The 20603-nt window shown below is 61.4% G+C and carries 12 protein-coding genes and 3 pseudogenes; 13 read left to right on the forward strand and 2 right to left on the reverse strand.

What is annotated here, in order from left to right:
• Position 1 precedes the first annotated feature (1 nt).
• The 6 genes and pseudogenes from AC1RQP_RS39550 to AC1RQP_RS39575 all read left to right on the forward strand — a co-directional run bounded on the left by AC1RQP_RS39550 (position 2) and on the right by AC1RQP_RS39575 (position 6965).
• Positions 2–1114, forward strand: coding sequence for an ABC transporter permease (locus AC1RQP_RS39550; RefSeq protein ID WP_492943090.1), 1113 nt, complete (start codon positions 2–4; stop codon positions 1112–1114).
• 813 nt (positions 1115–1927) lie between these two features.
• Positions 1928–3115 carry an ABC transporter substrate-binding protein gene (locus AC1RQP_RS39555; protein ID WP_492943137.1) on the forward strand — a complete coding sequence of 396 codons (1188 nt, stop codon included), beginning with the start codon at positions 1928–1930 and terminating at the stop codon, positions 3113–3115.
• 325 nt (positions 3116–3440) lie between these two features.
• A complete protein-coding gene (locus AC1RQP_RS39560; protein ID WP_492943092.1) occupies positions 3441–4403 on the forward strand; it encodes a Bug family tripartite tricarboxylate transporter substrate binding protein in 963 nt (320 codons plus the stop codon).
• A gap of 85 nt (positions 4404–4488) precedes the next feature.
• Positions 4489–4764, forward strand: a pseudogene (locus AC1RQP_RS39565) (tripartite tricarboxylate transporter TctB family protein); the annotation flags it as partial.
• 73 nt (positions 4765–4837) lie between these two features.
• A pseudogene (locus AC1RQP_RS39570) lies at positions 4838–6025 on the forward strand (tripartite tricarboxylate transporter permease).
• Entirely contained in the window at positions 6018–6965 is a 948-nt protein-coding gene (locus AC1RQP_RS39575) for a LysR family transcriptional regulator (protein ID WP_492943094.1), read from the forward strand. The pseudogene AC1RQP_RS39570 and the gene AC1RQP_RS39575 overlap by 8 nt, the downstream one beginning before the upstream one ends.
• Before the next feature lie 5 nt (positions 6966–6970).
• Here AC1RQP_RS39575 and AC1RQP_RS39580 read toward each other — a convergent pair whose 3' ends face one another.
• Positions 6971–9400 (reverse strand): acyl-CoA dehydrogenase family protein, encoded by a 2430-nt coding sequence (locus AC1RQP_RS39580; RefSeq protein ID WP_492943096.1) that lies wholly within the window; start codon positions 9398–9400, stop codon positions 6971–6973.
• A 173-nt stretch (positions 9401–9573) separates the two neighbouring features.
• Between AC1RQP_RS39580 and AC1RQP_RS39585 the strand changes: the two genes are divergently transcribed.
• From AC1RQP_RS39585 to AC1RQP_RS39595, 3 genes and pseudogenes are all read left to right on the forward strand, one after another.
• Positions 9574–10791 (forward strand): CaiB/BaiF CoA transferase family protein, encoded by a 1218-nt coding sequence (locus tag AC1RQP_RS39585; RefSeq protein ID WP_492943098.1) that lies wholly within the window; start codon positions 9574–9576, stop codon positions 10789–10791.
• Between the two features lie 28 nt (positions 10792–10819).
• The gene (locus AC1RQP_RS39590; RefSeq protein ID WP_492943100.1) at positions 10820–11620 is read left to right on the forward strand and encodes an enoyl-CoA hydratase/isomerase family protein; all 801 of its coding nucleotides are present in this window, start codon (positions 10820–10822) and stop codon (positions 11618–11620) included.
• A gap of 626 nt (positions 11621–12246) precedes the next feature.
• A pseudogene (locus AC1RQP_RS39595) lies at positions 12247–12360 on the forward strand (transposase domain-containing protein); the annotation flags it as partial.
• A 618-nt stretch (positions 12361–12978) separates the two neighbouring features.
• Here AC1RQP_RS39595 and AC1RQP_RS39600 read toward each other — a convergent pair.
• On the reverse strand, positions 12979–13602 hold the full coding sequence (locus AC1RQP_RS39600; RefSeq protein WP_492943102.1) for a TetR/AcrR family transcriptional regulator: 624 nt from the start codon (positions 13600–13602) through the stop codon (positions 12979–12981).
• 91 nt (positions 13603–13693) lie between these two features.
• Here AC1RQP_RS39600 and AC1RQP_RS39605 point away from each other — a divergent pair, with 91 nt between their 5' ends.
• The 4 genes from AC1RQP_RS39605 (at position 13694) to AC1RQP_RS39620 (ending at position 20385) form a co-directional block, all read left to right on the forward strand.
• Positions 13694–14773 carry an efflux RND transporter periplasmic adaptor subunit gene (locus tag AC1RQP_RS39605; protein WP_492943104.1) on the forward strand — a complete coding sequence of 360 codons (1080 nt, stop codon included), beginning with the start codon at positions 13694–13696 and terminating at the stop codon, positions 14771–14773.
• Entirely contained in the window at positions 14770–15843 is a 1074-nt protein-coding gene (locus tag AC1RQP_RS39610; RefSeq protein WP_492943106.1) for an efflux RND transporter periplasmic adaptor subunit, read from the forward strand. The genes AC1RQP_RS39605 and AC1RQP_RS39610 overlap by 4 nt, the downstream gene beginning before the upstream one ends.
• Positions 15840–18896 carry an efflux RND transporter permease subunit gene (locus AC1RQP_RS39615; RefSeq protein WP_492943108.1) on the forward strand — a complete coding sequence of 1019 codons (3057 nt, stop codon included), beginning with the start codon at positions 15840–15842 and terminating at the stop codon, positions 18894–18896. The genes AC1RQP_RS39610 and AC1RQP_RS39615 overlap by 4 nt, the downstream gene beginning before the upstream one ends.
• Positions 18897–19194: 298 nt before the next feature.
• A complete protein-coding gene (locus tag AC1RQP_RS39620) occupies positions 19195–20385 on the forward strand; it encodes a patatin-like phospholipase family protein (RefSeq protein ID WP_492943110.1) in 1191 nt (396 codons plus the stop codon).
• Positions 20386–20603: the final 218 nt, after the last annotated feature.

Raw genomic sequence — 20603 nt, forward strand, 5'->3', positions numbered from 1 at the left:
CATGTGGACGGCCAACATTCTTCAACTCGGGATCAAGGAATTGCGCAGCCTGCTCCGCGATCCGATGATGCTGGTGCTGATCGTTTACGCGTTCTCGGCGGCGATCTACACGGCGGCAAAGGCACTACCTGAGACCCTGAATATGGCCGCTATCGCGGTTGTCGACGAAGACCAGTCGCCGGCGGCGTCACGCATCATTACCGCGTTCAATCCCCCTTACTTTTCGATACCGAAGCTGATCACCCAGCCGGAGATGGATCGTCGAATGGATTCCGGCATTGATACTTTCGCGCTCGATATCCCGCCGAACTTCCAGCGCGACCTCTTGGCGAAGAAATCGCCCACAATCCAGCTCAACATCGATGCGACCCGAATATCCCAGGCGTTCACCGGCGCCGGGTACATTCAAACCATCGTGACGAGCGAAGTCAGCGCGTTTCTCGATCGTTATCGAAGTGCGGCCAGCGCGCAGGTTGGTCTGACCTTGCGGGCCAGATTCAACCAGGAACTGAAGCAGGCTTGGTTTGGTGCGATCAGCAACCTGATGTCGAACATCACCATGCTGTCGATCGTTCTGACCGGAGCGGCGCTGATCCGTGAGCGCGAACATGGAACTATAGAGCATTTGCTGGTCATGCCAGTGACGCCGTTCGAGATCATGGTGTCCAAAATCTGGTCGATGGGGTTGGTCGTTCTAACGGCGACAAGCCTCTCGCTCGCTTTCGTCATTCATGGAATGCTGGGCGTCCCGATTTCGGGTTCGTTCATGCTCTTCATCGCCGGAACGGGTCTTTATCTGTTTGCGACGACTAGTCTCGGAATTTTCCTTGCGACCCAGGCCGGCACCATGCCCCAATTCGGATTGCTGCTCATGCTGGTGCTTCTTCCTCTCCAGGTGCTCTCGGGCACGCTGACGCCCCGCGAGAGCATGCCCGAGTTTATCCAGGACATCATGTTGGCGGCGCCGAACACGCATTTTGTGATGATGGCACAGGCGATCCTCTTTCGCGGCGCCGGACTCGATGTGGTCTGGCCGCAGTTCGTCGCGCTGTTCGCCATTGGTACGATACTCTTCACGTACTCACTACGGCGATTCAGGAAATTCCTGAAGTGAGCCGCGGACCATGCTGCCTGCCCCCTGGGGTTTGAGCCGCCTAATCTGCGAATGAGCGCGTCCTTGCAAATGGTCACGGTACCGCGATCGGGCGGGCGGCATACACGATGTTCCCGTCGGCAGTTGAAGAGTGTCTGATGCACGGCAATGTCCCACCTGAAGGAGCGAGGATCAAATTTGCCCGCCAAAGACGCGCGGACCGCGTCAGATGGAAATTTTTCGGTGTTCGACGTCGGATTCCTTCCGGCTTGTCCCCGCAGTTCAACAACCCTTTTGGAGGGGCTGCCTTTTGCAGAAAGGTATGCGGCCGGCATCACCACACCAGCAAAGGAGTCGCCAGACGCTCTATGCCGATAGCTGTATACCTGTAATACCTTGATCGTCCCTGCACGCACGAACCGCGGAATTCTAAGGTCGTGGCACTCATCGGTGCTGCGTCACGCGCGGCATCGCAAAAAAACTGGCTGAGTTGGGCGGAAGGGCGCGTGCCCGGACAGGTTTCAAAGGCGTGCCTCACGGATTGCGCAATGTACCCGGATGAGCCATCCGAAAAGGAAAAAGAGCGTGCTCCACCTGTTTTTCCAGCCATCCGAAAAGTCGGATGGGCAGAGCTGCTGCATACAGAAAACTCAACAGCGCCGACAATAGCTTGGTGGTGCCGGGATGGGGAACGGGGAATGTACCCGCCGCACGGAGAGGAGCAACGTCATGCGAGATCTCGATCGATTGATGTGGTCCAATGGATGTTTGGGCGCCCCTCTCGCCGGAAGAAAGGCGGGGGTCTCTGGACGAAATCTGCTAGCTGCCAGCTGTATGGCAGTCGCCGCTATCGCTTCGTGCGGATCGACCGAGGCCGCCGACATGAAATACGGTCCGGGTGTCAGCGACACCGAGATCAAGATAGGAAACACATCGCCGTACAGCGGTCCCGCCTCCGCCTTCAGCACTGTCGCGAAAGCCGATGCGGCATACTTCAAGAAGGTCAATGAGGAAGGCGGCATCAACGGCCGCAAGATCACATTTATCTCCTATGACGATGGCTACTCGCCGCCAAAAACGGTTGAGCAAACTCGTCGGCTGGTCGAAAACGACGAAGTGCTTCTGGTCTTCAATGGCATGGGTACGGCCGCAAACTCTGCCGTGCAGAAGTACTTGAATGCGAAGAAGGTGCCGCAACTGTTCGTATCGAGCGGCGCTGCAAAGTGGAATGACCCCAAGAGATATCCTTGGACGATCGGCTTCACGCCGAGCTACGAAAAAGAAGCGGAATTCTACGCGAAGTTCCTTCTGGAGCATCGTCCCGATGCGAAGATCGCGATCCTGTTTCAGAACGACGATTTCGGCAAGGATTATCTCAGGGGTCTGCGGCAGGGGCTCGGTGCCAAAGCGCAGTCCATGATTGTTGTCGAAGAGCCGTTCGATGTGTCGGAGCCAACTATCGACTCTCATCTGGTCAAGCTCAAGGCGTCGGGCGCCGACGTGCTGCTCGACGTCGCCTCGCCGAAGTTTGCGGCGCAGGTTCTCAAAAGAATGTCAGAAATTAACTGGCGTCCGCTGCACATTCTGACCTACGCGTCGGCATCGATTGGGGGCGTGATCAAGCCTGCGGGATTCGACACCGCTCAAGGCGTCTTGTCCGCAACCTACTTCAAGGACCCGAGCGATCCCGTGTGGAAGGCGGATCCCGGGTTTGTTGCGTTCAGCGAGTTCGTAGATCGCTACCTTCCCGGCGCGGATCACAGCGATACGATGATCGTCAACGGCTACAATATCGCGCAAGCCCTAGTTTACGTCCTGATGCAGTGCGGCAATGATCTCTCGCGCGAGAATGTCATGAGGGTCGCGGCGAATTTGAAGGATGTCGAATTGGGAATGCTGTTGCCGGGAATTCGCCTGCAGACGTCTCCGGACGACTTCGCGCCCGTCAAGGACTGGCGGTTGATGCGGTTCGAGGGCTCGACTTGGCATCTACTCGATGCCGAAGGTAGTCCACCACGCTAGGTCGGACCTAGGCTCGATCGGTCCAGGTGCAGCGGCCGAGCGCGCCAGCACGAGGAGCGGGCGGCCGAACGCTCCATGTAATCAGCCGTATAGCTGTAATGCCTTGGCCAGCTCTTCACGCGGGAACCGCGAAAACTTAGGCTCCTCGGTAACCAACGATGTCTCGTTTTTGCGTGGCATCTTCGTAACAATGAACGGGTGGGAAGCGAGCTGAGCATGGCCGGGGCATTCGGAATTGGGACTCGCGACCCGATGCGCTTGAAACAAGATGCTCTCGGGTTGCGATGATGTGCACCGCTCCCCTGTCCGACAGTTAGGATGCAATATGCGCAGACGTGATTTCCTTCTGTCCTGTGCCGCCTTGTCGCTCGCGCCTGGACGCGCCCGGGCCGGCGTCTATCCCGATCGGGTTGTCACGCTGATCAACCCGTTTGCTCCGGGCGGGGTCACCGACATCCTCGCGCGGGTCGTCGCTGACGGCTTATCCACTGAACTCGGTCAGCGGGTCATCGTCGACACACGAGCGGGCGCTGGCGGGAATATCGGGCTGCAGTTCACTGCGCGATCACCTGCTGACGGTTACACATTGGCGATGTACCCCACGTCGAGCGTGATTGCACCGAGCGTCTACAGGAATCTAAAGTATGATCCGATCAACGACCTATCGGCGATTGCATTGGTTGGAAGAACACCCGCCCTGCTGGTCGTCTATCCAGAGCTGCCCATCCATTCGGTGGCAGACCTGATTTCCTACGCAAAAACAAATCCAGGCAAGCTCAGCTATGCCTCGACCGGCTACGGCACGTCTCCGCATCTCTACACAGAGCTATTTAGGCATATGACCGGGATCGACATCGTTCACGTGCCGTATAGTGGGCAAGCGCCGACGATTACAGATCAGATCGCCGGTCGGATCGACCTGTCGTTTCAGGCGGCCACCGCCGTGATCGAATACGTGCGCAATGGTCAAATGCGGGCGCTCGCCACCTCCACGGTCGAGCCATTCGAGCAGCTGCCCGACCTTCCGCCTATCGCCAAGACCGTGCCCGGGTTCGACGCGAGTAACTGGTTTGGGATGGTCGCGCCGGCAGGCGTACCGAAGCCGATCATTGAGAAGCTGAACGCCGCAGTGATGAAAGTCTTGGCGCAACCTTCGGTCAAAACCCGTTGGTCGGAGCTCGCCGTGACCGTGTCGCCCAACTCGGCCGACGAGTTTGCCGCGTTCATTCACCAGGAACACGACAAATGGGCGGGCGTGGCCAAGGTCGCCGGCATCAAGCCACAGTAAGGGCTGGCGGTGCGTGACGAGCCGAGGGTTGATGCCCGCCGGGCAGAGCATTGCGTCGACGTCCTTGGTCGGCATTGGAGACATGATGGTCAATCAGAATGTGGGGCGGGGCCTTCTGGTGATCGCCATTGCGCTGCTCTTCCTGGCGCTCTCGGAGAGCTATGCTGTCGGCAGCTTCGGCAGGCCCGGGCCCGGACTATTTCCGATCTTCGTCGCAAGCATGCTGCTCCTGATTGGCCTTGCGGTTCTTGTCCGGTCGAGATTCATCGATTCAGTTCCGGTCGAATTTCACTTTCGGAACATCATTCTCATCATCGTGAGCCTGGTCTCTTTCGCGCTTGTTTCTCAATACGTCAACATGCTCGCGGGTCTGGTGGCGCTGGTTGTGACATCTTCACTCGCTGGCGACCGGCAATGGTCTCGACGGCTTGGCGATGTGCCCGATCGGCGTGCTTTTGGGGGAGGTCGGTACCGATATCGAAACGGGCAGCCAACATTTTGCTATGGACATCATGTCGCTGTCCGACGGCATTCAACTGGTCAGTATCGCCCTCGGTTGCTTTGGGATCGCCGAGATCACCAAAAATCTCGATAACAAGGAACAGCGTTCGCCATTCAACGGCTCGATCAAGCTCACGCCGACATCTTCGGAGTTCAAGAGGATATTCCCGAGTGCTCTGCGTGGGAGCGTCGTCGGGTCGGTTCTCGGCATGATGCCCGGTGGCGGCCCCGTCATTGCTCAGTTCGTTGCCTACGCGGTTGAGAAGAAGCTGAGCAAGCATCGCGGTGAAATTGGTAGTGGGGCCATCGAAGGCGTGGCGGGCCAGGCCGCAGCGGACGAAGCCGCGGCGCAAACGAGCTTCATTCCCCTGATGAGCCTCGGTATTCCCGAAAATGCCGTGATGGCGCTTATGATGGCCGCATTCATCATCAACGGCATCCATCCGGGACCGTCCCTGATCAATGATCACCCCGAGCTCTTCTGAGGCTTGGTCGCCAGCATGTGGATCGGCAATTGCTTCCTGCTGCTGATTAACGTGCCGCTTGTTCGCATCTGGCTCTCGGTATTCAAGATAGAATACAGTTCGCTGTTTCCCGCTAGACTCTTCTTTTGCTGTATCGGAAGCTACAGCATTAATAACAGCCTGCAGGACATCTGCACAACAGCGGTGTTCGGGCTTCTCGGTTACACCTTCCTGCGATTTCGTCTCGACCCGGCGCCGCTTATTCTTGGGTTTATCCTTGGGCCGATGCTCGAAGAAAACGTCAGGCGCGCGATGCTCATGAGCCGCGGAAGCTTTCAGGTATTCGTGACGCGACCGATCAGCGCCGGCTTGATCGCCTTGGTTGTTGTTCCTCACGTGGCAACTCCACGCGTTTCTAATCGAGCAGAGAGGTGGGCGGCTTTCGTGGCGAGGGTCAGATGCCGCCGATTCATCGACGTCGGAGGCGACGTAAGGCGAAGTCTCGCGAGCCAGGCGGTGCGCGCCCGCTGGTGTTCCCGGCCAATTGCGGCAACGGTCGCCTTCGTGATAGGCCGGAGGTGGTGTCGCAGCTGCTCTTCCGGCAGAGTCCGGTGCTTGAAGCGCTCCGCTCCGCAGCGAAGGACGTTTTATGGCTAGGAAGGTTCAATGGGATCTTGGTCGGCTTCGCATATTCCTCACGGTCGTTCAGCAGGGCAGCCTTACGCGCGCCGCGGTCGTCCTCGGATTACCGCAGCCGGCGATCAGTCGTCAGATTTCCCGGCTGGAAGCGGAGTGTGGAGGTCAACTCTTCAATCGCACAGGACGCGGTGTAACGCTGACCGACATGGGCGAGGGTCTGCTACCTCGAATAGCTGCGCTGCTGCAGGATGCCGACGAACTCTCTACGCAGCTTGATGAGGATGCCCGCCTGCCGAGCGGGGAGGTCCGGCTTGGCGCGCTGCCTTCGCTCCACATGGCGCTATCCGTTCCGCTCTTCTTCGAATTGAGGAAGTCGTTTCCGACCATCCGCTTGGAGATCTTTGAAGGATCTGCCGGGCAGATCGACCAATGGCTGGCGAATGGCTTCGTCGATCTTGGATTGCCATATCGTTACGCGCGAACTCTGACGGACGTCGAACCGCTCGTGCAGGTCTCGTCCTTCGCGGTGGGCGCGCCTGGCAGCGAGTTGATCGCCAATCCCACGGTGCCGTTCAGTGCGCTCGACAAGCAACCACTCGTGCTTCCAGGCGCTCCGAGCAGCGTGCGCCTGACGCTGGACCAGATGGCAAAGCAGGCCGGCATCACGCTAAACGTGGCGCTGGAGGCCGATTCCACGCAAATCCAGATAGCCGTGGCGAAGCTGGGCGGCGCCTACGCCGTTCTTCCCCCACATGCGGCAAGAGCAGAAATCGAAGCCGGAACGCTGCATTTGTCGCGGATTGTGGAGCCCGAATTCAACCGTACCATCGTCCTGGGAACGACTGCCGCCAGGCCGCTGTCCCGCGCGGCGCGCCAGGTGGCCCGCACCATCCGCGAGCTGTTCACGCGCAACCGCGACTATTGGAAATCCTCGGGTTTTGGAATGGGCGGACGCTGACGACGTCAGTTTGGCAATTTGAGTACGGATCTTGCCAGGATGTTGCGCTGGATTTCGTTCGAACCGGCATAGATCGACGTGATCATTGCATTCAAGAGGGGCGAAACGACGTTGACCGACGCGTCCTGAAGCTCGATATCTCCAACGCTGCCGCCGAACTCCTCACACGATTCAACTAAGAAGCGCGTTATGGCGGTGTAAGTTTCGCTGGCCCAGATCTTCAGGAGCGAAACGGACGGTGGGAGTTCGTCTCCGCGTTTCATCAGCTCGGCAAATCGGCCGTACGACGCCTTGAGATCGGCGACGTCCAATTCGAGCTGCGCATACCTCGATACAAAGGCGGGGTCCTCGAACAAGCTCCGCGCGTCGGCGATCTTCTTCAACAGCCCCATGGCGTACTGCGCGGTCTTTGGGCTGCCGACGAAGAGACGCTCGAAGCCGAGCAAGGCTTTCGCGATACGCCAGCCAGCATTGATGTCGCCGACCAGATTGCGCCGCGGTACACGCACGTTGTCGAAGAAGACCTCGCAAAACTCCTCCTCTCCGGCGATGTTGCGGATGGGCCGGACGGATACGCCCGGTGTGGACAGGTCGATCAGAAGGAAGCTGATGCCCTCCTGCTTCTTGGCGGATTTGTCGGTTCGGACGAGGGCGAACATGTGGGTCGCATCCTGAGCTAGCGTCGTCCAGATTTTCTGGCCGTTGACGACGAACGTGTCGCCGTCGGGTGTCGCTTCGGTGCGCAGGGACGCCAGGTCCGATCCGGCATTCGGTTCGGAGTAGCCCTGGCACCAGATGTGCTTCCCCGCGAGAATCATCGGCAGGTATTCTTGCCTCTGTTCCTGAGTGCCGAAATGGAAGAGCAGGGGTCCGAGGTTGATGATGCCTTGGTCAGGGAGCCGCGCCACGCCGTAGTCCTCCATCTCCTCGATGAAGGCGAGCAACTTGTCCCCGGGCAAGCCCATTCCGCCATACTCTCGCGGCCAGGCGGGCGCAATCCAGCCGTGCTTTGCCAACGTTAGATACCACTCCTTGCAGTCGGCCCAACGCAGCCGCTGGCAGGGATGCCTGAGATGGTCCGGATAGTGGCGGCGCAGGAATCCGCGCACAATGTTGCGAAATTCCCGTTCCGAAACGGCTGCCCAGTCGGTCAGGGGGCCGGTGTCCTGCCACTCGGCCTGGGTCGTTTCGGAGGTTTCGGCCCTCGGCAGGTGGCTTTCGTGCCAACGCAATCGCATCGCATTTGCCGAGCCCAGCCAGCTCGCGTGCTGGAGTGCGCGCTTGAGGTAGAACCCGAGATTGTGCTCGTCCGTGAAGCCAATGGCACCATGCAGCTGAACGCCGAGACGTGTCACTTGCAGCGCCGTATCAAGGCAGCGCGCCTTCGCGCGGCTGGCGGACACTGCTAGCAGGTCCTTCTGCGTCTCGGCGGCGCCGATGGCCTCCTGCAGACAGGCCGAAGCAAGCTCGACCTGGATATACGCGTCGACAAGCCGATGTTGCAGGGCCTGATTGGTACCAATCGGTCTTCCAAACTGCATACGTGTGCTGACGTAGTCCAGAGTGATCTGCAAGGCTTCACGCGCAATTCCGACTAACTCGGCCGCCTGCGCCAGCCTCGCGGTGTCGCACGCGCGCTGCAAGGCCGCGAGAGCATCCTCGCCGGCCCCAAGCCGGTGAGCAGCCGGTACGCAAGCTCCTTGCAGGACAATGGTCGCCGAGGTCGAGCCATCGACCCGGCTGTCTTCCGTGACCGAGAGACCAGGAGTTGAAGCGGGCACCCACCAGATGCCGGCTTCAGTTCCCGATGCTGCCGATACGAGCCATCCATCTGCCCCGACCCCTGGCACGACCCACCTCTTGGAGCCATCCAGCCGATATTCTCCCTTCAGATGCGTCGCGCGCGTCGTGAGCGACTCCTCCGGCTCGAGTTGACCGATACGCTCCTGCCAGGCGGTGCCAATGATCGCCGCCCCGGAGCCGATCGCGGCGAGAAGGGCATCGCGCTGCGCACTGGGCGCAAGCGTCGCGAGCAACGCAACAGGCTGAATCGCCGCCCCGATGAACGGCTCGGGTAGGGGGTGCCGCCCGATCTGCTCGGCGATCGCGCAAACGTGGCGCACACCCAACTCCAGCCCGCCCGTTGCCTCAGGACTGAGAATCGATGTCCAGCCCGCCTCTGCGAGGTGGCTCCAGAATCGTCTGTCGAACCGGGGCAATGCGTCACGGAATTCGCGCAGTCGCGGCAACGGCGAACTTGACTGCAGGAGTATGCGCGCGCTGTCCGCAAAGGCGGATATGGAAACGACGTCGTCGACACTAGAAGGGATGTTCATGCCGCCAATCTGATACAAGTACGAAAGCGCGGGCAGCCTTGCAGTGGGCATTACAGCAATACGCTTGATGGCATGGGCATCTCGCAACGCGGTCCACATGTTAAAAGCGACATAGCTGCAATATCCCGCGGATCACTATCTCCCCTCAGAGCCGGTCCTTATTTTCGAGGTCGCGCCCATGAAGCGCGCAATGCGACATGACGAGTTCCCGTGGCAGCAACGGCCGAGAAGTGCTCCTCCGTCGAAGCTGCGCCATGCCAGGATCGGCGACAATGACAGGCCCGCTCTCTGCAATCCGTGTTCTCGACCTCAGTCGAGTCCTGGCAGGGCCATGGGCAGGTCAGATACTCGCGGACCTCGGAGCCGACGTCATCAAGGTCGAACGCCCGGGTGCAGGCGACGACACCCGTGGCTGGGGGCCGCCCTTCTTGAAGGCGCGCGACGGTTCAGAGGTGGGCGCCGGCTATTTTCTCGCCGCCAACCGCGGCAAGCGTTCGATTACGGTAGATATCAGTTCGTCTGCAGGCCAGGACATCGTGCGCAGGATCGCTGCACAATCCGATGTGGTGCTCGAGAACTACAAGTCGGGTACGCTCGATCGCTATGGCTTGGGATGGAAGGAGTTATCGAAACTCAACGATCAACTCGTGTATTGCTCGATCACGGGGTTCGGACAGTCTGGGCCGCGAGCGGCTCAACCGGCCTATGACTTCCTCATCCAGGCGATGAGCGGGCTCATGAGCATCACGGGCGTACCCGATGGCGAGCCGGGAGCCGGCCCTCAAAAAGTGGGAATCCCCATCCTCGACCTCGTGACTGGCGTATATGCAGCTACCGCAGTAACGGCGGCACTTGCCGGACGAGGGATTTCGGGCAAAGGGACTCATGTCGACTTGGCGATGCTCGATGTCGGGGTCAGTCTTCTTTCCAACCAGGCGATGAATGCGCTGCTCTCAGGATCTGTTCCTCGCCGCACCGGCAACGCCCATCCCAACATACAGCCACAGAAAGTCTATTCCTGCCGCGACGGAGACATCATCCTCGTCGTGGGAAATGATGGTCAATTCGCAAAATTGTGCGAAGTGCTTGGAATGACGGAGCTGACATTTGATGACCGGTTTCGCATCAACAGTGCGCGCGTGCGGAATCAAGCGGCTTTGCAGCCGCTGCTTGAGAGTGCCTTCTCGTCGCGTAATCGTCACGAGTGGTTGACTTTGCTCGCCGAGGCAGGCGTCCCAGCCGGACCGATCAATTCGGTTCCCGAGGCACTGAACGAACCGCAAGTGCGTCATCGCGGTATGGTCCGGGACTATCCGCATCCCGAGGCCGAGTCCGTAAAACTCGTGATGAGCCCTTTCCGCTTTGGCGGTCAGCCGGTCAACAGCGATCGGCCGCCGCCGGCCATGGGGCAGCAGACATCAGAGGTGCTTGGCGAAATCGGCTTCGAACCGGAGGCGGTGGCCGAACTTCGCCGGCAGGGAATCACTTGAATCAATCACAAGCTATGAGGCAATGAACATGGCCGAATACCTGCAGCGTTTTCAGCAACTCACGCAACTGGGCGTGACGATGTATGACGAGGGTGTCGCCCTCTTGACGATGAAATTTCCCCCCGTGAACGCTTTGAGCCGAACACTCGGCGACGAACTCACGCTTGCGCTTGACGTGATATCCGAAACGGACGAGGTTCGCGCAGTCGTCCTGACGGGTGCAGGCAGGGTCTTCTGTGCCGGGGCCGACCTCAAGGGCCGCAAGGATATCATCAAGGGGCCGGGTGACTTGCCGGCGCATTCACGCCGAACGCGCGAATGCTTTCACACCATCCGCGAATGCGCCAAGCCAGTCGTGGCGGCTGTCAATGGCCCGGCATTGGGAGCAGGCCTTGCGATCGTGGCTTCGTGCGACATCATCGTCGTATCAACGTCCGCCGTGTTCGGTCTGCCCGAGATCGACGTCGGATTGATGGGCGGAACGAGCCACGCCAAGCGACTATTCTCCCACTCACTGCTTCGCCGAATGGCGCTGACAGGCTATCGGGTTCCCGGCCAGGAGCTGTACCGGCTCGGTGTGGTCGAGGCTTGCGTTGCCGATGAAGCGGTGGTCGAGAGCGCGATCTCAATTGCGCAGAACATCGGCTCCAAGAGCCCGCTTGCCATCAAGATGGCGAAGCAAACACTGAATGCTATCGAGGACATGACGCTGCGCGACGGCTATCGCTACGAGCAAGATATGACAGCGGCCATTTCTCGCACGGAAGACGCCAAAGAAGCGCAACGCGCCTTCGCAGAAAAGCGCAAGCCAGTCTATGTGGGAAGATGAAATTCCGTTCTGCACTATTGGAGGGTCCGGCACGCTTGCGATGGATACAGATCACGACTGGTTAGTTGACCAGACGCTCACCATGCTCCCACCGATCGCGCCGTTTGAACCCGCCGGCTGGAGGAGCCCATCCGGGCGCGCGTCTACTGCAGGATTGGCGCCACATGGCGCCGCAGCGCCCATGCCGCTAGCTGCGGGCGAGAACATCACGAGTGTCAAGGCGCTTGCGCAAGTGTTGACCGAGGACGTGCTCGTGTAGCCGGACATCGCAAAATGGGGCCGCAGCATATGAGCGCGGCTGGCGCGACATCGTCACGGCCGATTGCACGTTCTTCCCACATTATCTCAGTGGTGGCATCGGACTGCTCACTTGGCACATCGTCTCGCTGGCCCGGCGGCGACGGCTGGCTGAAAGTTGACGCCAACAACAACCCGCTGCGCGACCTATTCTGCGGCGCCCTAGTCCGCGTTACCGATGGAACTATCGTCCTTGGCAATAGCCTAGGCCTGGCTGCACCCCGATTTGGCGGCGATTTGCGCGCTTTCTTAGCGTTCAAAACCGGTACGATTTGCGTGCGAGCATCGCCACAGGAGTGGTTGCAAGACCTTTCGGGGGCGCCGGCGCTCCGCAGGCCTGGCTTGCCGACGTGCTGGCGCGCCTAGCGGATCACCCCGCCAGGCGTGTTGACGAATTACTGCCTTGGAATTGGCAGCCTAAAAGCGTCTCCCACGCCGCTTAAGCACGATCAGCCATTCGCCAAGATGACCTAACTGGAGGGCGTCATCGGACGAGTACCTTTATGGCTCGCCAGTGGCATTGCCGCTGTTGTCCGCGCAACACTGCCTCTCCAGCTATTCCCTCCCGGTGCTTATGCGCGTGCATCGGCGCGGATGGCCGTCCCCCTTGAAGTTTACATTTGCAGCCGCCCCCCGGCGTTTGCCGCGCTCATGACGCCGCGGGTCCACAAGGCCGCTCACTGGTTGGCGTTCTTCATCTCGATTTTCGCGTTTATTGCGCTGCTATAGCTTGGCCTGTTGCATAACCACGGTATCCGCGAGCCGGAGCCGGCTCATCAAACAGCAAGCCGCGAAAGCAAGACCAGTCGCCTTGTCAAGCCACGCCATGCGAGAGCTGGGACCGGAAGGTTGCCCGTCTCGAATGCGGCTCCTTAGGTGAGGGCAGCACCGGCAGGGTACCGCGCTTAGTGAGTTCATTGATCGCTTGCACTTTTATGAAGCACCATGATCCAGCCAGTTACTCGGCGCCGCAGCAGTAGCGCTGCAAAATGGTCGAGTACGGGTACCATCTGCTGATATCGCGGCCCATATTGACCAGCGCTACGTCCGCTACCGTGGAATTACCGCCGCAGCATGCCATGTAGCAAAAGATCGACGCTCGCTTCGGTGAAACTTTCAATTTCCAGCGTCTTCCGGCTTCCGAACAACATGGACCACAAGCTGAGCAGAAGAGCCGGGCTCATCACGATTTCCGTGTAGGTGGACGATACCGATTCGCGGAATTCGCCTGCCGCGACGCCGCCGTCGATCACGGTCTTGAACTGCTCCATGATCGGCAACACGAACTCGTCGTAGTGTCGCTCGACCAGTTCGGGGAAACGGCCGCCTTCCGAGATCAGGAAGCGCAGCACTTCGCGCGAGTCCCGGTTCGCCGCGATGTGTGCGTAGGTGAAGGCCATTAGCGAGCGCAAGCGCTCCGTGTACGAGCCCCGCAGCGTGCTGACATGATTCGTCAGATCGGGGAGGAAGGTCTGCGACTTGTGCCGGACCATCTCCTCGAACACGCGCTCCTTCGCATCAAAATAAAAATACACCGTCCCTTTGGTGACGCCGGCACGCGCGGCCACGTCTTCGAGCCGGGTGGCTGAGTAGCCGTGCTGGACAAATTCTTCGAACGCCGCGTCCAGGATTTCAGCGGGCCGCTCCGCTTTGCGCCGGCTACGCTTCTTTGTTTCGGGTGTCATTGCGAACTCCGACGATCACCATCTTATTATTGACTTTCGCGTTAGTCAATAATATTAGGGGCTACCGATTAGTAAATAAGGCAACGCTTTCATGCTTTCTGCGTACCGTATCGCCCTGCTGGCGCCCCTGGCGCTGTGCTTGGTCGGTTGCGGCGGCGAACGAGCCCAGCCGGCGCTGGCACCGATGCTGGTGAAGACCGAGCTGGTCCGCACGCAGTCATGGCAGAATGTGATCCGGCTCACCGGCGACGTACAGGCACAGGTCAGCACCGAGCTGTCGTTCCGGGTCAGCGGCCGCGTGACCGAGCGGCTGGTCGATGTCGGCGCCCATGTGAATGCCGGAGACGTGCTGGCGCGGATCGATCCGACCGAGCAGAACGCTGACCTTGCCGGCTCGCAAGCCGCGGTAGCGGCGGCGGAAGCGCAGCTCCGTGTCGCGAGGGCGAGTTTCGAGCGGCAGAAATCGCTGATCGACAATGGCTTCACCACGCGCGTGGCGTACGATCAGGCCGAGGAGGCCCTGCACACCGCCGAGGGCTCGCTGGAGACCGCCAAGGCGCAGCTCGCCAATGCCACCGACGCTTTGAGCTACACCGAGCTGCGTGCCAGCGCGCCGGGAATCATCACCGCGCGCAACATCGAAGTCGGGCAGGTCGCGCAGGCGGCGCAGTCCGCCTACACGCTCGCGGAAGACGGCGCGCGCGACGCGGTCATCGATGTCTACGAGTCGATCTTTCTGACGCCATGGGAGGGCAGCGCGGCGAACTTGACGCTGCTGTCCGATCCGAAGGTGACGGCTCTGGCGCGGCCGCGCGAAATCTCGCCGACCGTCGATCCGCGCAGCGGAGCGGTGCGCGTCAAATTGTCGATCATCGATCCGCCGGCGGCAATGACGCTCGGCAGCGTGGTCGCCGCCGAGGGGCGGAGCAAGGCCGTCGACAAGATCATCCTGCCGTGGAGCGCGCTGACTTCGGACGCCCGTGGCCCCGCCGTCTGGGTCGTCAATCCGCAGACCAACGCGGTGTCGCTGAAGAGCATCGTGGTGGACACCTATGAGACCAACTCGGTGGTGGTGACCAGCGGTCTGGCGCCGGGCGACCGGGTCGTGACGGAAGGCGGCAAGCTGCTGCGCCCGGCGCAGGTGGTGACCTACGAAGGAGCGAAGGCATGAGGGCGCTTCGTGTCATCACAGTCGCGGCCGCGTGCGTGCTGATCGCTGGCTGCGGCAAGAAAGCGGAGCAGCCGGACCTGATCCGGCCGGTGCTGTCGGTGGTTGTCGCGCCGCGCGAGGCGAGCACGCTCGCGGTGGTCGGAACGGTCGAGCCGCAATTCAAGACCGATTACGGCTTCCGTATGCTCGGCCGGCTGATCGCGCGGCCCGTCAATGTCGGCGACAGCCTTGGAAAGGGGCAGCTGCTTGCGGCGGTCGATCCGTTCGCGGCCGAGCTGGCGGTGCGGTCCGCGCTTGCCGAGGTGTCGACGGCGCAGGGCCAATTCGCCAATGCGAGCGGCACCGCCTACCGCCAGCGCACGCTGATCGAAACCGGAGCGACCACCAAGGCGACGCTTGACTCCGCCGAGCAGAGCAGTGCCGCCGCGCAGGCCGCTTTGACGCGGGCACAATCGAACCTGACCAAGGCGCGCGAGCAACTCAGCTACACCAAGCTGGAGGCGGAGTATGCCGGCGTCGTCACCGCTGTGGGCGTGCAGGTCGGGCAGGTTGTCAATCCAGGACAGACCGTGGTGACGGTCGCGCGGCCAGACATCCGGGAGGCCGTAATCGACGTCGCCGACGAACTCGCCGGCGTCCTGAAGATCGGCACGCCGCTGACGGTACGGCTGCAACTCGATCCTCAGATCAAGGCGGCCGGCAAGGTTCGCGAAGTCGCGCCACAGGCCGACGCCGTAACGCGGACCCGGCGGGTTCGGATCACGCTCGACTCGCCGCCGGAGACGTTCCGGCTGGGCTCGACCATCACCACGCTGATTCCCGGCAAAGCGAGGCGCGGCTACGCGTTGCCGGCGACGGCGATCCTCACGGAGAACGGCCAAACGAGCGTCTGGGTGATCGATCCGGCCACCAAGTCGGTCAGCACGCGGGCGGTGCAGGTCGTCCAGATCGACGATAACTCCGTCGAAGTGACCGAAGGGATTAAAGCGGGCGAGCGTGTGGCGAGGGCGGGGGTGCATCAACTCAAGGAGGGCCAGCGGATCCGCCTCGAAGGGGAACCGCAAGCGTGAAGAAGTTTAACCTTTCCGACTGGGCGCTACAGCACCGATCGATGGTGTGGTACTTCATGATCGCCTTCATGGCGGCCGGCCTGTTCTCTTATCTGGAGCTCGGCCGCGAAGAAGATCCGTCTTTCACCATCAAGACGATGGTGATCCAGGCGCAGTGGCCGGGCGCTACCGCGGAGGAGACCACCCGTCAGGTCACCGACCGGATCGAGAAGAAACTCGAAGAGCTGGAGTCGCTCGACTACACCAAGAGCATTACCACGCCCGGCGAAACCACTGTGTTCGTCTATCTGCGAGACAACACCAAGGCTCGGGACGTCGTTCCGACCTGGGTACGCGTTCGCAACATGATCAACGACATCAAGGGCGACTTCCCGCAAGGCGTCGTCGGCCCCACCTTCAACGATCGCTTCGGCGACGTGTTCGGCAATATCTACGCGTTCACCAGCGACGGTCTCACCCAGCGCGAGCTCCGCGACCAGGTCGAAGACGTGCGCGCCAAGGTGTTGCAGGTGCCGAACGTCGGGCGCGTCGATATCGTCGGCGCCCAGAACGAAGTCATCTATCTGGAATTCTCGCCGCGCAAGGTCGCGGCGCTCGGGCTCGATCAGCGCTCGATTATCGCGTCGCTGCAGGCCCAGAACGCGATCACGCCGTCGGGCGTGCTGCAGGCCGGGCCGGAGCGCGTCGCCGTTCGCGTCAGCGGACAGTTCACTTCGGAAGAGAGCCTCAAGGCGATCAACCTGCGCGTCAATGACCGGTTCTTCCCGCTCACCGACATAGCCGCCATTCATCGCGGCTACGTCGATCCGCCGACCTCGCTGTTTCGGTTCAAGGGGCAGCCTGCGATCGGTCTCGCCATCGGCATGAAGGCCGGCGCCAACCTGCTGCAGTTCGGCGAGGCTCTGAAAGAGAAGATGAAGCACATCGCCGCCGATCTTCCGGTCGGTGCCGAGGTCCATCTCGTGTCGGACCAGCCGCAGATCGTCGAGGAGGCGGTGTCGGGATTCACCCGGGCGCTGTTCGAAGCGGTCGCGATCGTACTGGCGATCAGCTTCATCAGCCTCGGCCTGCGCGCTGGCCTGGTGGTGGCGATCTCGATCCCGCTGGTGCTCGCGATCACGTTCCTGGTCATGCAGTATTCGGACATTTCTCTGCAGCGGATTTCGCTTGGCGCGCTGATCATCGCACTCGGTCTGCTGGTCGACGACGCGATGATCGCGGTCGAGATGATGGTGGCGCGGCTCGAGGTCGGCGATTCGCTCGAAAAGGCCGCCACCTACGTCTACACGTCGACGGCGTTTCCGATGCTCACCGGCACGCTGGTGACAGTCGCCGGCTTTATTCCGATCGGCCTCAACAGCAGCGCCGCCGGCGAGTTCACCTTTACGCTGTTCGTCGTCATCGCTGTGTCGCTGGTGACGTCCTGGATCGTCGCGGTGCTTTTCACGCCGCTGCTCGGCGTCAGCATCCTGCCAAAGAAGATGAAAGGGCACCACGAGACCAAGGGCTGGTTCTCCAGCGCCTTCGACCGCGCGCTGCTGTTCTGCATGCGATGGCGATGGCTGACTATCGGCGTGACGGTCGGCGCGTTCGCGCTGTCGATCGTCGGCATGGGCTTCGTGCAGCAGCAGTTCTTCCCGTCGTCGGACCGCAACGAGCTGATCGTCGACTGGAATCTGCCGCAGAACAGTTCGATCGCCGAAACCAGCGCGCAGATGGCGCAGTTCGAGCGCGAGGCGCTGCAGGGCAAGGATGGCATCGATCACTGGTCGACCTATGTCGGCCGCGGCGCGCCCCGTTTCGTGCTGTCGTTCGACGTGCAGCCGGATGACAAGTCGTTTGGCCAGATGGTGATCGTGACCAAGAGTCTCATCGATCGCGATCGGCTGCAGCACGAACTGCAGGCGTATCTGAAGAAGACGTTCCCGGGCACGGACGCGCTGGTGAAGCTGCTCGACATCGGTCCGCCGGTCGGCCGGCCGATCCAATATCGCGTCAGCGGCCCGGACATCGGCAAGGTGCGCGAACTGTCGCGGCAACTCGTCGGCATCATGGCGACCAATCCTCATCTCGGTGACGTGGTGTACGACTGGATGGAGCCGGCGCGGGTCGTCAAGGTAAACGTTCTGCAGGACAAGGCACGGCAGCTCGGGATCACTTCTGAGGATATCGCCTCGACTCTGAACGGCATCCTCGACGGTTCCTCGGCCACTCAGGTTCGCGACGACATCTATCTGGTCAACGTGTTGGGCCGTGCCAATTCGGCGGAGCGTGGTTCGATCGAGACACTGCGCAACCTGCAACTGTCGGGCAGCAGCGGGCAGTCGGTGCCGCTCGCCGCCGTGGCGACGTTCCGCTACGAGCTCGAGCAGCCGACGATCTGGCGCCGTTCGCGTCTGCCGACGATCACGCTCAAGGCCGGCATCATCGATAGCGCCCAGCCCGCGACCGTGGTCGACCAGTTGAAGCCGAAAGTTGCCGAGTTCAACGCCAAACTGCCGTTCGGCTATTCGGCGGTGGTCGGTGGCACCATCGAGGAAAGCGCCAAATCGCAGGCGCCGATCGCCGCGGTCGTGCCGATGATGCTGTTCGTGATGGCAACGATCCTGATGGTGCAGTTGCAGAGCTTCCACCGGCTGTTCCTGGTGTTCGCGGTCGCGCCGCTGGCACTGATCGGCGTCGTCGCCGCATTGCTCCCGAGCGGCGCACCACTCGGCTTCGTCGCGATCCTCGGCGTCCTCGCGCTGATTGGCATTCTGATCCGCAACTCGGTGATCCTGATCGTGCAGATCGAAACGTTGCGCAACGAGGGCAAGCCGCCCTGGGAGGCGGTGATGGAAGCTACCGAACATCGCATGCGGCCGATCCTGTTGACGGCGGCGGCGGCCAGTCTCGCGCTGATCCCGATCGCCCGCGAAGTGTTCTGGGGACCGATGGCCTACGCGATGATGGGGGGCATCATCGTCGGCACGGTCCTCACCCTCCTGTTCCTCCCCGCGCTTTATATCGCGTGGTTTCGTATCAAGATGCCGGAGGAACGTGTCCGTTCATGAAGATGACAGATCATGCTTGCTCCTTGCCGCTGTGCCACGGTAATCGCGTTCGGATGAGACCGCTCGGCCGCTCGCGTCATCCGAAATATGGCGACCGTGAAGGTTTGACCGTCGGGGAGGGCGCGCCGAGCACTTGGCGCGTCAAGTTCGATGATCGCAGGACCATCCAGGCGATCTATCGGGACTATCTTGAGCGGGTTCCACGTTCGAGCCAGCCGCATCGTTCAGTGAAAGCGACAGCCGATCGACACTGCGACGCCTCAAATCACTAATCGGTTGTGAACCCTTTGGAAGTACCATGCGTCGCATGTCCCGGCCTTTTGTCGTTTCGCTCGTCATCGCGTTGAGTTGGATGCTGGCGGCGTGCGCGTCGCCGCCGCGCGTGCCGTATACGGCCGCCGAAGCGAATGCCGCGCGGGTCCTCAACATGGACGATCTGCGCCGCTACGCGGACGAGCCAGCCTCCGCATTCGGGCGGACGAAATTGGTCGCGGGTCCACGCAATTATCTGGCCTTGTCGGGTGGCGGCGCCGATGGCGCTTACGGGGCCGGACTGCTCAACGGCTGGACCGCGGCCGGCACGCGTCCGTCATTCTCGATCGTCTCCGGGGTCAGCACCGGCGCGCTGATCGCGCCGTTCGCGTTCCTGGGTCCGCAATACGACCCGGCCCTGCGAGAGTTCTATACCAGCGGCATTGCCGAGACTCTGCTGGACTCGCCGAACCCGCTCAACGCGATTTTCGGCTCCGGCCTGTTCGGCAACAAACGGCTGCGCGAGCTGGTGGCGCAGTACATTAACGAGGATTTCGTCGCGGGGGTCGCCACTGAATATGGCAAGGGGCGGATGCTGTTCGTGGTGACGACGAATCTGGATTCGCAGCGCGCCGTGATTTGGGATCTCGGGCGCATCGCGTCGCTGCGCACGCTGGACTCGCTCAACCTGTTCCGCGACGTGGTCGCGGCCTCGGCGAGCTTGCCGGCGGTGTTCCCCCCGATGCTGATCAATGCCGCAGCCGGCGGCGCACGGTTCCAGGAGATGCATGTCGACGGTGGTGTGACCGCGCCGGTGCTGACGCTGCCGGAGGCCTATCTGCTGCGCAATGCGTCGGGAAAGTCATTCGATCTGCAACTTTACATTCTGATCAACAACAAGATCGAACCCGAGTTCCAGGTGATTGCAGACAGGACGCTGGAGATCGCCGGCCGTTCGTCATCGACACTCGTGAAGATGCAGACGCGCTCGATCTTGTTCACCACCTACGAGTTCGCCCGGCGCAACAAGTTCGGTTTCAACCTGAGCTACATCGAGGCCGATCGTCCGGTGTCGCCCCCGGGCTTCAACACCGCCTACATGCGCGATCTGTTCCAGTACGGCTACGACAAAGCGGTGTCCGGCCATGCGTGGGTGAAGGCGCCTCCGGCGGATGCGTCGCCTGCGGCGCCGATGGCCGAGGCGAGTCCGGTGCGGCGGGTGGCTGGCGCAAACTAACAGGGTGACTCGGCCTTGATGTGTCGCGTCGGCGAGCAACGAGGCCGGCGACGTCCGCACGAAACCTTCTGGTCCCGTCTGTGATGGTGCTGGATCCGATCGGGGGACACCGGGCGCACAGGCGGCGCGGGAGTCCGGCTCGCGGCGACAGGTTGAGGCGGCGAGTGACGGAGTTCCGAAACCCACGCTGCTCTCGGAAGGTCGGCTCGGCGCGTCGA

The organism is Bradyrhizobium sp. GW821-FHT13H06 (genome assembly GCF_058803975.1).